The sequence below is a fragment of the Paraburkholderia sp. IMGN_8 genome, from assembly GCF_038050405.1.
In the GTDB taxonomy this organism is placed as follows: Bacteria; Pseudomonadota; Gammaproteobacteria; order Burkholderiales; family Burkholderiaceae; genus Paraburkholderia.
Genome location: NZ_CP150900.1, coordinates 475,510 through 489,960, shown reverse-complemented (window position 1 = coordinate 489,960; position 14,451 = coordinate 475,510). Strand labels below are relative to the sequence as shown.

The window sequence follows — 14,451 nt, the reverse complement described above, 5'->3', positions numbered from 1 at the left end:
TGCTTCCCCTATTTCCTTCTTAACGCAACTTGAGCGTGGACAAACCGAACAAACACAACATCAGTGTGATGATCCAGAAACGCACGACCACCTGCGTTTCCTTCCAGCCCGACAACTCAAAATGGTGATGCAGCGGCGCCATCTTGAAGAGCCGCCGCCCTTCGCCGAAGCGGCGCTTGGTGAACTTGAACCATGTAACCTGCAACATCACGGAGAGCGTCTCCGCGACGAAAATGCCGCCCATGATGAACAGCACGATTTCCTGGCGCACGATCACCGCGACGGTGCCGAGCGCGCCGCCCAGCGCCAGCGCGCCGACGTCGCCCATGAACATCTGCGCGGGGTGCGTGTTGAACCACAGAAACGCGAGCCCTGCCCCGCCCATCGCCGAACAGAAAATCAGCAGTTCGCCGGCGCCGGCGATATGCGGAAACAGCAGGTACTTCGAGTAGACCGAGCTGCCCATCACATACGCGAACACCCCGAGCGACGCGCCGACCAGCACGACCGGCATGATCACGAGGCCGTCGAGGCCGTCGGTGAGATTGACCGCGTTGCTCGCGCCGACGATCACCAGATACGTCAACACGATGAAGCCCCACACGCCGAGCGGATAGCTAATTGATTTCACGAACGGCAGCATCAGGTCGGCACGTGCGGGCAAGCCCATCGACAAGCCGCTGCGCACCCACGCCATGAACAGGTCGAACACGCGCACATTGCTGGCTTCGGACACGCTGAACGCCAGATAAACCGCGGCGAACAAGCCAATCACCGATTGCCAGAAGTACTTTTCGCGCGACGACATACCGCGCGGGTCCTTGTAGACCACCTTGCGGTAATCGTCGACCCAGCCGATCACGCCGAAGCCGAACGTGACGAGCATCACGATCCAGATGAAACGGTTGGTCAGATCGGCCCACAGCAGCGTCGCCACTGCGATACCCAGCAAAATCAGCACGCCGCCCATCGTCGGCGTACCGGATTTGACGAGGTGCGTTTGCGGACCGTCCTTACGAACGGCCTGGCCGACCTTCATCGCGGTCAGCTTGCGGATCACCCACGGGCCGCAGACGAGCCCGATCAGCAGCGCGGTGATGGTAGCCATCACTGCACGGAAAGTCAGATAACTGAACACGCGCAAGAAGCTTGCGTCATTCTGCAGCCATTGCGCCAGCGCCAGTAGCATGCTTCGGTCCTTCTATTTCAATGTGCAGCGGGCGCACTGCCCGCTGCGTTGGGTTGTGGACTCGTTACGGCGTCCACCACGCGCTCCATTTGCATGAAGCGCGAGCCTTTCACGAGAAGCGTTGCAGCGGGACCGAAACCGGCCTGCTGCAATTGCGCGACCAGCGTGCCGACATCGGCGACGTGATACGCGCCCGCGCCATACGCAGTGCAGGCATCGCGCGAGGCGTCGCCCAGTGCATACAGCGCGTCGATACCGCGTTCTTTCGCGTATGCACCGATTTCGCGGTGAAACGCCGGACCGTTGTCGCCGACTTCGCCCATGTCGCCCATCACCAGCACGCGCGGCGACGCTTGCGACGCGAGCACGTCGATCGCGGCGCGCATCGAGTCGGGATTCGCGTTGTAGGTGTCGTCGATCACCGTTGCGTCGGCAAGCGTGCCGAGCGCGGCGCGCTTTACCTGCAAACGGCCCTTCACCGCGCCGAACGATTCGAGGCCGCGTTTGATCGTGTCGAGCGGAACGCCCGCGGCGAGCGCTGCGGCAGTCGCTGCCAACGCGTTGTGCGCGTTGTGGTTGCCTAGCACTTGCAGCGTGAGATCAATGTTGCCTTCCGGCGTGTCGATGTTCAGAACGTTGCCTGCGAACGTGCCTGTTACCGCAGCTTCGGTGACGCGCTCGTCGAAGTTCAAAGCGAAGTCGATGATCCGGTTGCCGGTCGCCGCGACGCGCCAGATGCTTGCATATGCGTCGTCAGCCGGGAACACGGCGACGCCTTCCGGGGATAGCGCGTGAATCACGCTCGCGTGTTCGAGCGCGACCGCTTCGACGGTCGCCATGAATTCCTGATGCTCGCGCTGCGCGTTGTTCACTACTGCGACGGTGGGCTCGGCGATCTTCGCGAGCAACAACGTTTCCCCCGGATGGTTCATGCCGAGTTCGACCACCGCGAGGCGATGCGCGGCGTGCAGACGGAACAGCGTCAGCGGCAAGCCGATGTCGTTGTTGAAATTGCCCGCGGTCGCGAGGCGAGCATCCGCGCCGACCGCGGCGGCGAAGATCAACGCGATCATTTCCTTGACCGTGGTCTTGCCGTTGCTGCCCGTCACCGCGACGAGCGGCATGCTGAACTTGCGACGCCAGCCGCGTGCAAGGGCGCCCAATGCAACGCGCGTATCAGCCACACGCAAGGCGGGCATGCGCCAGTCAGCGGGACTGCGCGCGACCAACGCGGCCGTGACGTTGCGCGAGGCCACTTCCGGCAGGAAGTCGTGCGCATCGAAACGCTCCCCCTTGATCGCGACGAACAGATCGCCCGGACCGGCGCTGCGGCTATCGGTCGACACGCGTTCGAACGTGACGCTGTCGTCACCGAGTACGGTAGCGCCGGGGATCAGCGCGGCGGCGTCTCGCAGCGAGAACATCGTCATTCGCCACCTCCGCGTGCGTGCGTCGCCCGCGCGGCGAGCGCGAGGCGAGCGTGGTCCTGATCGGAGAAAGCGCGTTTCTTACCCATGATTTCCTGTGTTGCTTCGTGCCCCTTGCCGGCCAGCACGATGACGTCTTCGCGCGCTGCGCCGCGGATCGCTTGCAGGATCGCGCTCGCGCGGTCCTCGATGCAGCGGGCCTTCGACGCGTCTTTCATGCTGGCGGCAATCTGTTCGATGATCGCTTGCGGATCTTCACTGCGCGGGTTGTCGCTGGTCACGACGACACCGTCGGCGAGCTTCTCGGCAATCGCGCCCATTAGCGGACGCTTGGTCGCGTCACGGTCGCCGCCGCAGCCGAACATGCAGATGAGTTCGCCGCCCCGTGCTGCCGCCATCGGGCGCAATGCTTCTAAAGTCTTTTCCAGCGCGTCCGGCGTGTGCGCGTAATCGATCACGACAAGCGGTTCGTCGTTCTGCAAGCGGCCACCCAGACGCTGCATGCGGCCGCTCACCGGCTCGAGCTTCGCCAGCTCGGCGAGCGCGGCTTCGAACGGCACGTCGGCAGCGAGCAACGCGCCGAGCACGCCGAGCAGATTGCTGATGTTGAACGCACCAAGCGTTTGCACTTCGACTTCAGCGTTGCCCCAATCGGATGTGGTCAGATGAAACGCGGTGCCGGTGGCCGTGGCGCGGACGTTCGATGCGAGCAACAACGCATCGGCTTGTGGCACGTCCTGCAGCGTTTCGTCGAGCCCGTACGCAATCGTGCGTGCATGGCCTTGCGTGCTTGCGAGCAGGCGCCGGCCGGCTGCATCGTCGCGGTTGATCACCGCGGCACGTAGTTCCGGCCACACGAACAGGTGCGCCTTCGCGGCTTCGTAGGCGTCGAACGTGCCGTGATAGTCGAGGTGGTCTTGCGTGAGATTCGTGAACACGGCGATGTCGAATGCGGTGCCGTTCGCACGGCCTTGATGCAACGCATGCGACGACACTTCCATCGCCACCGCCTGCGCACCCGCGTCGCGCAACTGCGCGAGACTGCGCTGAAGCTGCGGCGCGTCGGGCGTCGTGAAGCCGGTGTGGACGAGTTGGCCCGGCAGACCGGTGCCGAGCGTGCCGATGATTGCGCAACGCGTGCCGAGCGCGGTCAGCGCCGCCGAGATCCATTGGCTGCACGAGGTCTTGCCGTTGGTGCCGGTGACGCCGACGGCCAGCATCGCGTCGCTCGGATCGTTATACCAGGCGCTCGCGATCGAGCCTGCCAGTTCGCTCAGCGCCGGTACGGCCAACATCGTGGACGGATCGATCGTGCCGCTGAAACCTTCCGGCTGAACCAGCACCGCTGCCGCGCCACGCTCGATCGCGCCGTCGATGAACGGACGGTTGTCCGCCCCGTCGACTGCGTACGCGAAAAACGCGTCGCCCGCCGCAAGCGAGCGCGTGTCGGCGTGCAGATGTGCGCCTGGCTGCACGCGCGCGTGCAGCCAGGTCAATGCGTCGGCAATCTGCCGGTGCGCTGGATGTTTCTTACGCAGCGCGCTCATCGCACAACTCCGGGATGGCTTTTTGCGTTGGCGGCGATCGTCATTTTCTTCGCGCCACCGCTGGTGGAGAGTTTTTTCACCGTTGCGGCCGAGGGCGGTGCACTCGGCGCAGCAGGCGCTGAATCGTCCGACACCACCATCTGCTTGACCGGCATATCCGGCGGCACATTCAGCGAGCGCAGCGTATCGCCGACGATCGCCGAAAACACCGGACCTGAGACCTGACCACCGAAGTGGCTGCCCGCGGTCGGTTCGTCGACCGACACAGCCACGACGATGCGCGGATTCGGCATCGGCGCCATGCCGACAAACGATGCGCGGTACTTCGAGTGGTCGTAGCCGTGAGCACCGTGCTTGTAAGCGGTACCGCTCTTGCCGCCGACCCGATAGCCCGGCACGGCCGCATCCGGCGACGTGCCGCCCGGCGCCGTCACGGTTTCGAGCATCGCGCGCACTTCGCGGGCGGTGGTCGGTGCGAAGATTTGCGGCCCCGTCGCCGGCTGATCGCCAGGCGTGCGGAAAATCGACACCGGCATGATCTCGCCGTCATGCGCGATCGCGGTGTACGCGCGGCCCAGCTGGAACAGCGACACCGACAGGCCGTAGCCGTACGACATGGTCGCCTGCTCGATACGGCGCCAGCCCTTCCACGGACGCAGACGGCCCGCCGCCGCGCCTGGGAACCCGACCTTCGGCGCCTGGCCGAGACCGATGCTGGTATACATATTCCACATCTCTTCGGGCTTGAGCTGCATGGCGATCTTCGTCGCGCCGATGTTGCTCGACTTCTGGATCACACCGCCCACCGTCAGCACGCCGAACGCGCTGTCGTCGGTAATCGGCGCACCGTCGAGCACAAAGCGGCCCGGCCCCGTATCTACCAGTGTAGTCGGCGTCACGCGGTGCAGATCGAGCGCGAGCGACACCGTGAAGGGCTTCATGATCGAGCCGGGCTCGAAGGTGTCCGTCAGGATGCGGTTGCGCAACTGATCGCCAGTCAGGTGCGAACGGTCGTTCGGGTTGTACGTCGGGTAATTGACGAGCGCCAGCACTTCACCGGTGCGCACGTCGATCACCATCGCGGCGCCGGCTTTCGCCTTGAATTTCTCGACGGCCGCTTTCAGGTTCGTGTACGCGATGTACTGGATCTTGCTGTCGATCGACAGATCGACGTCCTGGCCGTTGTGCGGCACGACCTGTTCGTCCACATCTTCGATGATGTGGCCCATCCGGTCCTTGATCACGCGGCGGCTGCCCGACATGCCGGCCAGCAGCTTCTGGTCGCCGAGTTCGACGCCTTCCTGACCCTCGTCTTCGACGTTCGTGAAGCCGATCAGGTGAGCCGTGATCTCGCCTTCCGGATAGAAGCGCTTGTACTCGTCGCGTGCATAAATGCCGGGAATGTCGAGCGCGGTGACCTGCGCGGCGACGTCGACCGGCACCTGCCGCTTCACGTAGACAAAGGTCTTGTCTTCCGACAGCTTGGCACGCAGTTCCTTATTAGTCATGCCGAGCAGCTTGCCGAGCGCGGTCAGCTTGTCGGCGCCGAGATCGTCCGGCACCGATTCGGGAATCGCCCAGATGGCGCGCACCGGCAGACTCGTGGCGAGCACGAGACCGTTGCGGTCGAGAATCTTGCCGCGCGTGGCAGGCAGTTCGAGCCGGCGCTGATAGCGGATTTCACCCTGCTTCAGATAGAACGCGTTGCCTGGGCCCTGAATCCAGAAGGCGCGCGCGGTCAGCGCGACGAACGCCATGAACAGCAGGAACACGACGAGTTTCGAGCGCCACATCGGCAGGCGCACCGACAGGATCGGATTCGCCGAGAAGGCAACGCTTTTGCGAGTCGACGATTTTTTCATCGCGCGCCTCCGCGACGGGTCGTGAGCGGTGCCGACGCCGGTTCTGAGGTCGCGATCGGCGCGTCTTCAGCCTTGGCCGCGCCCGGATCGAGCGTCAGATATTGGGTGCGACCGGTGCCCACCGCCTGCATTTTCAGCGAGGCTGTGGCGACCTGCTCGATGCGCGAGGTCTTCGACAGCGCGCTCTGCTGATATTGAAGCTGCGAATAGTCCTGCTGCAGCTGGCGCTCCTGAGATTGGGCGCGCTGCAACTGGATGAAAATCTGACGCTGCTGATTGGTGGCGTTGACAACCGACAAGGCGCAACCCATCACGATCATCAGCAGGAAGATATTGAGGCGATTCATGGTGCGATCCGCTCCGCCACGCGCATCACGGCAGAACGGGCGCGCGGGTTCGCGGCGACTTCAGCGTCGCTTGCGAACACGCGGCCGATGATTTTGAGCGGAGGGCTCGGCAGATCGACTGCGCGAATCGGCAGACGGCGATCGACTGCAGGCGTACTGGCGTGCGCCTGCATGAATCGTTTGACGATCCGGTCCTCGAGCGAATGAAAGCTGATGACCACCAGCCGCCCCCCTTGCTCCAGCAACGACAACGCTGCTTCTAAAACGACTTGCAACTCCGCAAGCTCTTGATTGATGTGAATCCGTATAGCTTGAAAGGTGCGGGTTGCCGGATCCTTGCCCTTCTCACGGGTTTTGACGACGTTAGCCACGATTTGGGCAAGCTCGCCCGTGCTGACGAGAGGCCCAAGACGGTCGGACTCTGCCCGGCGAGCAACAAGCGCCTTTGCAATCTGAAAAGCAAACCGTTCTTCCCCATAATCTCGTATCACCTCCGTCAGTTCCTGCACCGTGGCCCGCGCCAGCCAGTCAGCAGCGGACTCGCCGCGCGTCGGGTCCATCCGCATGTCTAGCGGGCCGTCGGCGCGGAAGCTGAAGCCCCGCTCCGGATCGTCGACTTGCGGCGACGACACACCCAGATCCAGTAAAACGCCCGACACACGCCCTACCCCGCGCTCCGCAATTGCGCTACGCAGTGAAGCAAAACTCTCGTGCACGATGCTGAAGCGCGGATCGGTAATCTGCTGGGCTGTGGCAATGGCGAGCGGGTCTTTGTCGAACGCGATCAGACGCCCCGATTCCCCCAACCTCTCCAACACCAGCCGGCTATGACCGCCGCGCCCGAACGTACCGTCCACATAAACGCCGTCCGCGCGTGTCACCAGCGCATTGACCGCCTCTTCCAGCAGCACCGTGCGATGCTGCAATTCGTTTCCCATCGCAGGTGCCATATATGTATGCCGCGATCAGAACGTGAAATTCTTTAACGCTTCGGGCATGCCCTCGGCGATCGCCGCCTGTTCCTTCGCGGCGTAAGTTTGTGCGTCCCACAATTCGAAGTGACGACCCATGCCGAGCAAGGTCACTTCTTTTTCCAGCGAGCCGGCCATGCGCAGCTCCGGCGACACGAGCACGCGACCCGCGCCATCCATGTCGACGTCCATTGCATTGCCGAGGAAAATGCGGCGCCACCAGGTCGCGTTCATGGGCAGATTGCCAACCTTCTCGCGGAAGATTTCCCATTCAGGACGTGGAAAGAGCAACAGGCAGCCGTCCGGGTGCTTGGTGATCGTCACCCGGCCTTCTGCCTGTGTCTGCAGCGCATCCCGATAACGAGAGGGAATCGACATCCGCCCTTTCGCATCGAGTGTCAGCGCCGACGCCCCTTGGAACACTTCGCTCTCCCCTCTTACGACGCTTTAGCGCCGACTGCCCGATCTGTGAAAATCTACCCGAATTCGCCTGCGAGATCACACAAAAATACACTTTCTCACACTGTCTCCCACTTTAGAGGAACGCTAAACAGGGGTCAAGGGAGATACGCGCTTTTCGAGCGAATTTTGTTTGTTAGAACAAGGACTTAGCGCCACTCCTTCACATCAGACATAAAACGGAAAACCGTTATAAATGAATGAGCTAGTGCAACTTGTGAAGGTGATACGTGAAAAGTGCGGGGGAAAGGCGCGGAATGTAAGAGATCGTGAAGTGGAATCGTGGGATGTTTTGCGGAGGTTTTGGCGCTTCAGAAGGGGCGCTCGATGCGCCGTCCCACTTTAGGGAGGCGGCGTGAATTTATGGGTCGAACTTATATGTAATAGGCCGTGCGAGTCATGACCTTCGACACCGCACGCATCAGTGCGCGTGCCGGAAACGGCAACTCGACGCCGCCTGCATCCATCGCTGATTTACCGTGCTCTACTTCGTCTACACGCATCTGCTCGACAATCGCGCGCGACTCGCGATCGGCTGCGGGCAGCTGATCCAGATGACTATCCAGATGCTGTTCCACCTGGCGCTCGGTTTCCGCCATGAAGCCGAGGCTGACGCGATCGCCCAGGCGGCCTGCTGCCAGCCCGATTGCCAACGCGCCGGTGTACCAAAGCGGGTTCAACAGACTAGGACGCGAATCGAGCGCCTGGAGGCGCTTTGCGGTCCACGCCAGGTGATCCTCTTCTTCGATCGCCGCGTGATTGAAGACCGCCCGCAAAGACGGCGATTTTGTCGACAGTTTCTGAGCCTGATAAAGCGCCTGGGCGCACACCTCGCCGACATGGTTCACCCGCATCAAGCCGGCCGCGTGCGCGCGTTCCGCCGGCGAGAGCTCCGCGGTCTCCGCCGCCGATTCTTGCGGAACCGGCAACGGACGGCTCATCCGCGACACGCCCGTCATCGAGCGTAAACCCCGATCAAACTCGCTGATCAATTCGTCCAGAAACATGCAGCACTCCCGTGATTCGACAACCGCCCACCGCGCTGACAGGTCTGCTCGACAAGGCTTTGCAGCGCAAAACCGGACTCACGAAGACCTTGGACCCGAACGAACTTGGCGGCCAATTTGTGATTTTAGACCATGTTGCGTAAACGAAACAGGAGCCTTCGTCGCCGTCTCCTTTTTCTTTGTGCCATGTATGCCTTTTGTTACATTACGTGCAACTTCTCGCGAAGTTGGACCGCAAGGCCTCAACGCAACATAAATATTCGCCTTGTATAAAAGATTCGCAATCCTTGGAGATCATTCGATGAAAAAGTCGCTTCTCGCTCTCGCAGCACTGGGCGCATTTGCAGGCGTCGCTCATGCGCAGAGCAGCGTGACCCTGTACGGTATCATTGACGAAGGCTTCAACATCAACACCAATTCGGGTGGCAAGCACCTGTACAACCTGTCGAGCGGCGTTATGCAGGGCTCGCGTTTCGGCCTGCGCGGCACGGAAGATCTCGGTGGTGGCCTGAAGGCAATCTTCGTGTTGGAAAACGGCTTTGACGTGAACAACGGCAAGCTGGGTCAAGGCGGCCTGATGTTCGGTCGTCAAGCTTACGTCGGTCTGTCGAGCCAGTTCGGCACGGTCACGCTGGGTCGTCAGTACGACTCCGTGGTCGATTACGTCGGTCCGCTGGAAGCCGGCGACCAGTGGGGCGGCTACATCGCTGCTCACCCGGGTGACATCGACAACTTCAACAACGCGTACCGCACCAACAACACGGTCAAGTACACGAGCGCGGACTACAGCGGCCTCAAGTTCGGCGGCACGTACAGCTTCGGCGGCCAGGCAGGCAACTTCAGCGGCAACCAGATCTGGTCGTTGGGCGCTGGCTACAACAACGGTCCGTTGGTCTTGGGCGTTGGCTACTTGAACGCACGTACGCCGGCAGCATCGGGCGGCCTGTTCAACAACAGCGGCACGATTGCAGCAGCGAACGCAGCAGTGTCGTCGCCGGTCTACACCGGCTTCGCTTCGGCTAACACGTACCAGGTGATCGGTGCAGGCGGCGCATACACGTTCGGCGCAGCAACGATCGGTGCAACGTACTCGAACATCCGTTTCGCAAACCTGGGTTCGTCGTACGCATCGCCGTTCAAGGGCCAATCGGCTACGTTCAACAACGCGGAAGTCAACTTCAAGTATCAGTTGACCCCGGCGTTGCTGGTCGGTGCTGCATACGACTACACGCGCGGCGCGGAAATCAACGGCGCATCGCGTGCCCAGTACCACCAAGGCTCGGTTGGCGTGGACTACTTCCTGTCCAAGCGCACCGACGTGTACGTGATCGGTGTGTACCAACACGCTTTGGGCAACACGCTGAACGCAGCGGGCGCTACGGTTGCTGCAACCGCAGGCATCAACGGCCTGTCGGGTTCGTCGAACCAGAACCAGCTCGCGGCTCGCGTCGGCATCCGCCACAAGTTCTAATAAGTCGTAATAAAGCAGTTTGCCTCAAGGGCGCCTTCGGGCGCCCTTTTTTATGGCACGCGCGCGCCGACTGGTTTGCGTTCGAGGCGGCGGCTCAAAGGGAAAGGCCCGACAGACTTTCGTCTGCCGGGCCTTTTTCTGAATTGCCTTACGTTACGCCGGCGTTTTTATGCCCGGCCATCGCGCAATTCGCGGCGCAGAATTTTGCCGACATTGCTCTTGGGCAGTTCCGTACGGAATTCGACGATCTTCGGCCGCTTGTAGCCGGTCAACTGCTGCTTGCAGTACGCGAAGATGTCCGCATCGGTGAGCGCCGGGTCCTTCTTCACGACGAACAACTTCACCGCTTCGCCCGAGTGCTGATCCGGCACGCCGACCGCGGCGACTTCGAACACGCCAGGCAACTTCGCGACCACATCCTCGATTTCGTTCGGATAGACATTGAAGCCGGACACCAGAATCATGTCCTTCTTGCGGTCGACGATCTTGACGAAACCGCCTTCGTTCATCAAGCCGACGTCGCCCGATTTGAAGAAGCCATCCGGCGTCATGACCTTGGCTGTTTCGTCCGGCCGGTTCCAGTAACCTGCCATCACCTGAGGACCACGGATGCAGATTTCACCCGGCTGGCCGAGCGGCACTTCGTTGCCTTCGTCGTCACGAATCGAGATTTCCGTCGACGGCAGCGGCAAGCCGATCGTACCGCTGTATTCGGTGACGGTGACCGGATTGCAGGTCACGCACGGTGACGTCTCCGACAAACCGTATCCTTCGATGATCGGCGTATGTGTCTGCTCGTACCAGCGCTTGGCCACCGCTTCCTGCACCGCCATGCCGCCACCGTTCGCCGCGATCAGCTTCGAAAAGTCGAGTTTGTGGAAGTCCGGACTGTTCAGAAGCGCGTTATACAGCGTGTTGACGGCAGGAATCGTCGTGATCGGATAGCCTTGCAGCGACTTGATCATTCCGGGGATGTCGCGCGGATTCGGAATCAGCACGCCAAGACCGCCGGTACGAATCGTCAGCAGACCGCAAACCGTCAGCGCAAACACGTGATAAAGCGGCAAGGCGACAACGGTGATGAATTGATCGATGTCCGTGCGGTTTGAGCGGACCGGATTGAGCCAGATTTCCGACTGCAGCACGTTAGCAATCAGGTTCCGATGCAACAGCGTCGCGCCCTTGGCCACGCCGGTCGTGCCGCCCGTGTATTGCAGGAACGCGATGTCGTCCGGACCTTGCTTGACCGGTTTGAAGCTCTGACGGCCACCCTCTGCGATCGCGGTGTTGAATTTGACGTGCCCCGGCAGACTCCACGCTGGCACCATCTTCTTCACGCGCCGCACGACGAAGTTCACAAGTGCGCCCTTCACCCCCATAAGATCGCCCATCGCGGCGACAACGACGTGCTTGACCGACGTATTGCGGACAATCGCCTGCAGCGTGACGGCGAAGTTTTCGAGCAGGATGATCGCTTCCGCACCGCAGTCCTTGAGCTGATGCTCGAGTTCGCGCGGGGTATAGAGCGGATTCACGTTCACGACCACGTAGCCCGCGCGCAAGATCGCGGCAATCGCAACCGGATATTGCAGCACGTTCGGCATCATGATCGCGATGCGCGCGCCGCGGACAATGCCCTTCGACTGAAACCACGCGGCCAGCTTGCTCGAGAGCGTGTCGAGCTCGCCATAGCTGATCTCTTTGCCCATGCAGACGAACGCCGGTTTGGCGCGATGCTCGCGAAAGGCTTCTTCGAGCAGTTCGGCGACAGACGAATAACGGCTCGGGTCGATCTCTGCCGGAATGCCGGGCGGATAAGATTTCAGCCAGATTTTTTCCATGCAGTGTCTCCTCCCTTATTTTCGAATGGTCGTGCTAAAAATGCATCGTAGCATGCAGACGCCTGTGTTATTCGCGAAAAGCGGCTGGGTTAGACGCAAGCCTCGAACCGGTTGTGGACAATGGCGGCGTGATTCTTCGTGGCTTTTCACGCCCGTTCAACCTCGACGAGGCAATCGTAGAAGGTGGCCGAGCCACCGAGATCGGTTAGGGCCTGGCTTGTGACCTGGTTGGCGTTGCGGCCGTCGGGTGCGAGTTTCTTCCACCAGATAGACAGGCCGACGACGAGGCCTTCGCGCGCTTTGTCGGTGACACGGGCGCGTGCCTGCATCGAGCCGCGGTCATTGAAAATACGTACCTGATCGCCGTCGACGATCTTTCGCGCCTGTGCATCGGCCGGGTGAATGTCCAGGTGCGGCTCGCCTTCCGTCGAGCGCAGGCTTTCGATGTTCACGAAGGTGCTGTTCAGGAAGTTACGCGCGGGCGGCGAGATCATCGCCAGCGGATAACGTGCGGCGAGTTCCGGCGCGCCGTCAACGGACTCGTAGGGTGGCAAATAATCAGGCAGTGGATCTAGCCCCTGTTGCGCAAGGCGCTCACTGAAAAACTCGCATTTACCAGACGGCGTTCGAAAGCCGCCTTCGGCGAACGGCGCGTCGGGCAGGTTCAGCTTCGCCCAGCCCGTTTCCTTCAGCGAGTTCCAGTCGACGCCTTCTAGCGCTGTGTCGTCCCAACGGAATGCCGCTTGCGCCACCGTTTCGTCACTGTCGTACAGCGCCGGCTCCTCCAATCCCATGTGACACGCGATACCACGGAAAATCTCCGTATTCGGACGCGCGTCGCCGACCGGGGCAATGGCCGGCAGATTGACCATCACGTGCGTGTGCCCGTACGACTTGTGCACATCGAGATGCTCGAGTTGCGTAGTGGCAGGTAGGAGTAGATCGGCGTAGTCCGCGGTGTCTGTCTGAAAATGCTCGAGGACAATCGTGAACAGATCTTCACGCGCGAAACCGGCTGCGACCCGCTCCGAATCCGGCGCTACCGCCACCGGGTTCGAGTTGTAGACGATGACCGCTTCAACCTTGGGGCCGAACGCGGCGTCGCCCGGATGCAGCAACGCGTCGCCGATCGCATTCATATTGATGACGCGCGCTGCCTTGGCCGGCCAGCCCGGCATCAGATCAGGACGCTGCAGCGCGTGCGAATTGACCGGTGCCCATCCCCCCGACGACAGCAACACACCGCCCGCCCGCTCGCGCCACGCGCCTGTTAGTGAAGGCAGGCAAGCAATTGCGCGCACCGCGTTACCGCCGCCACGGACCCTTTGCAGGCCGTAGTTCATTCGGATCGCGGCCTTCTTCGTGCTGCCGTAAAGGCGCGCAAGGTCGACAACCACCTGCTCGTCGACGCCGCATATTTCAGCGACGCGAGACGGCGGATAGCTGAGTGCGCGGACCTTCAGTTCAGAAAACCCCAACGTGTGAGTCGCGATGTAAGCGTGATCGAGCAGGTTCTCCGCGATTAGCACGTTTATCATGCCAAGCGCGAAAGCGCCGTCGGTGCCAGGCTTGATGGCGATGTGCTGATGACACTTTTCCGCCGTCAGCGAGCGGTAGGGATCGATCGCGATCAGACGCGCGCCGCGACGCTTGGCTTCCTGCGCGCGTGTCCAGAAATGCAGGTTCGACGCGATCGGATTCGAGCCCCAGATCAGGATGAGCTCACTCTCGGCGAAAAACTCGGTGAGCATGCCGAGGCTTGCGCCGTAGGTGTATTTCAGCCCCGCCGCGCCGGCGGCCGCGCAGATCGTACGGTCCAACTGCGACGCGCCGAGCTTATGGAAGAACCGTTGCGCAATGCTATCGCCCTGGACCAAACCCATCGTGCCCGCGTAGCTGTACGGCAGGATCGCTTCGGGTGCGCGGCTAGCGATCTCAGACAGACGCGCTGCAGCCAGTTCGAACGCCTCGTCCCAACTGATCGGCTCAAAGCGGCCCTCGCCCTTGTTGCCGACGCGCTTCATCGGTGTCGTCAGCCGATGCGGATGATGCACGCGCTCGGCATAGCGACTGACTTTAGTACACAGCGCGCCTTGTGTCGGCGGATGATCAGGATCGCCGACAACCTTGATCGCCCGGCCATCTTCGACAGTCACACGCATCGCGCAAGTATCAGGGCAGTCATGCGGGCACACCGCGCGGGCGAATTCGGTCGGAGCATTCATCGGCGATTGGTTCACGAGAGCGGTGTGGGAGCAATGTCGAATTTTACGTCCGCAGCCGCTTAGCCGGTGCGGTGCCGCCAAAAATGCCTTCGGCGTAGAATCGGT

The 14,451-nt window shown here is 61.7% G+C and carries 11 protein-coding genes; 1 reads left to right on the top strand and 10 read right to left on the bottom strand.

The window, feature by feature from the left end; genetic code table 11:
• Nucleotides 1-19 precede the first annotated feature (19 nt).
• The 8 genes from mraY to coq7 all read right to left on the bottom strand — a co-directional run bounded on the left by mraY (nucleotide 20) and on the right by coq7 (nucleotide 8,809).
• Complete coding sequence (gene mraY / locus WN982_RS02430; RefSeq protein ID WP_341314218.1) at nucleotides 20-1,189, bottom strand: phospho-N-acetylmuramoyl-pentapeptide-transferase; 1,170 nt, start codon at nucleotides 1,187-1,189, stop codon at nucleotides 20-22.
• Nucleotides 1,190-1,206: 17 nt separating this feature from the next.
• Entirely contained in the window at nucleotides 1,207-2,619 is a 1,413-nt protein-coding gene (murF, locus tag WN982_RS02425) for a UDP-N-acetylmuramoyl-tripeptide--D-alanyl-D-alanine ligase (protein WP_341314217.1), read from the bottom strand.
• Complete coding sequence (locus WN982_RS02420; protein WP_341314216.1) at nucleotides 2,616-4,163, bottom strand: UDP-N-acetylmuramoyl-L-alanyl-D-glutamate--2,6-diaminopimelate ligase; 1,548 nt, start codon at nucleotides 4,161-4,163, stop codon at nucleotides 2,616-2,618. Before WN982_RS02420 ends, murF begins: the two co-directional genes overlap by 4 nt.
• Entirely contained in the window at nucleotides 4,160-6,025 is a 1,866-nt protein-coding gene (locus tag WN982_RS02415; RefSeq protein ID WP_341314215.1) for a penicillin-binding protein 2, read from the bottom strand. Before WN982_RS02415 ends, WN982_RS02420 begins: the two co-directional genes overlap by 4 nt.
• Nucleotides 6,022-6,372, bottom strand: a complete 351-nt coding sequence (gene ftsL / locus WN982_RS02410; protein WP_341314214.1) for a cell division protein FtsL — start codon at nucleotides 6,370-6,372, stop codon at nucleotides 6,022-6,024. The genes WN982_RS02415 and ftsL overlap by 4 nt, the downstream gene beginning before the upstream one ends.
• Nucleotides 6,369-7,322 carry a 16S rRNA (cytosine(1402)-N(4))-methyltransferase RsmH gene (gene rsmH / locus WN982_RS02405; protein WP_341314213.1) on the bottom strand — a complete coding sequence of 318 codons (954 nt, stop codon included), beginning with the start codon at nucleotides 7,320-7,322 and terminating at the stop codon, nucleotides 6,369-6,371. The genes ftsL and rsmH overlap by 4 nt, the downstream gene beginning before the upstream one ends.
• A gap of 15 nt (nucleotides 7,323-7,337) precedes the next feature.
• Nucleotides 7,338-7,766, bottom strand: coding sequence for a division/cell wall cluster transcriptional repressor MraZ (gene mraZ, locus WN982_RS02400; RefSeq protein ID WP_073431291.1), 429 nt, complete (start codon nucleotides 7,764-7,766; stop codon nucleotides 7,338-7,340).
• A gap of 410 nt (nucleotides 7,767-8,176) precedes the next feature.
• Nucleotides 8,177-8,809 carry a 2-polyprenyl-3-methyl-6-methoxy-1,4-benzoquinone monooxygenase gene (gene coq7, locus WN982_RS02395; protein ID WP_341314212.1) on the bottom strand — a complete coding sequence of 211 codons (633 nt, stop codon included), beginning with the start codon at nucleotides 8,807-8,809 and terminating at the stop codon, nucleotides 8,177-8,179.
• A 301-nt stretch (nucleotides 8,810-9,110) separates the two neighbouring features.
• Here coq7 and WN982_RS02390 point away from each other — a divergent pair, with 301 nt between their 5' ends.
• Complete coding sequence (locus WN982_RS02390) at nucleotides 9,111-10,280, top strand: porin (RefSeq protein WP_341314211.1); 1,170 nt, start codon at nucleotides 9,111-9,113, stop codon at nucleotides 10,278-10,280.
• Nucleotides 10,281-10,447: 167 nt separating this feature from the next.
• On the opposite strand, the gene WN982_RS02385 is transcribed toward WN982_RS02390, so the two are convergent.
• Both WN982_RS02385 and WN982_RS02380 read right to left on the bottom strand, forming a co-directional pair.
• Nucleotides 10,448-12,121, bottom strand: coding sequence for a long-chain fatty acid--CoA ligase (locus tag WN982_RS02385; protein ID WP_341314210.1), 1,674 nt, complete (start codon nucleotides 12,119-12,121; stop codon nucleotides 10,448-10,450).
• 146 nt (nucleotides 12,122-12,267) lie between these two features.
• The gene (locus WN982_RS02380; RefSeq protein WP_341314209.1) at nucleotides 12,268-14,346 is read right to left on the bottom strand and encodes a molybdopterin oxidoreductase family protein; all 2,079 of its coding nucleotides are present in this window, start codon (nucleotides 14,344-14,346) and stop codon (nucleotides 12,268-12,270) included.
• Nucleotides 14,347-14,451 lie beyond the last annotated feature (105 nt).

Excerpts from the sequence above, each read along its gene's own strand:
- mraY (WP_341314218.1), bottom strand. The coding sequence starts at position 1,189 with ATGCTACTGGCGCTGGCGCAATGGCTGCAGAATGACGCAAGCTTCTTG.
- murF (WP_341314217.1), bottom strand. The coding sequence starts at position 2,619 with ATGACGATGTTCTCGCTGCGAGACGCCGCCGCGCTGATCCCCGGCGCT.
- WN982_RS02420 (WP_341314216.1), bottom strand. The coding sequence starts at position 4,163 with ATGAGCGCGCTGCGTAAGAAACATCCAGCGCACCGGCAGATTGCCGAC.
- WN982_RS02415 (WP_341314215.1), bottom strand. The coding sequence starts at position 6,025 with ATGAAAAAATCGTCGACTCGCAAAAGCGTTGCCTTCTCGGCGAATCCG.
- ftsL (WP_341314214.1), bottom strand. The coding sequence starts at position 6,372 with ATGAATCGCCTCAATATCTTCCTGCTGATGATCGTGATGGGTTGCGCC.
- rsmH (WP_341314213.1), bottom strand. The coding sequence starts at position 7,322 with ATGGCACCTGCGATGGGAAACGAATTGCAGCATCGCACGGTGCTGCTG.
- coq7 (WP_341314212.1), bottom strand. The coding sequence starts at position 8,809 with ATGTTTCTGGACGAATTGATCAGCGAGTTTGATCGGGGTTTACGCTCG.
- WN982_RS02390 (WP_341314211.1), top strand. The coding sequence starts at position 9,111 with ATGAAAAAGTCGCTTCTCGCTCTCGCAGCACTGGGCGCATTTGCAGGC.
- WN982_RS02385 (WP_341314210.1), bottom strand. The coding sequence starts at position 12,121 with ATGGAAAAAATCTGGCTGAAATCTTATCCGCCCGGCATTCCGGCAGAG.
- WN982_RS02380 (WP_341314209.1), bottom strand. The coding sequence starts at position 14,346 with ATGAATGCTCCGACCGAATTCGCCCGCGCGGTGTGCCCGCATGACTGC.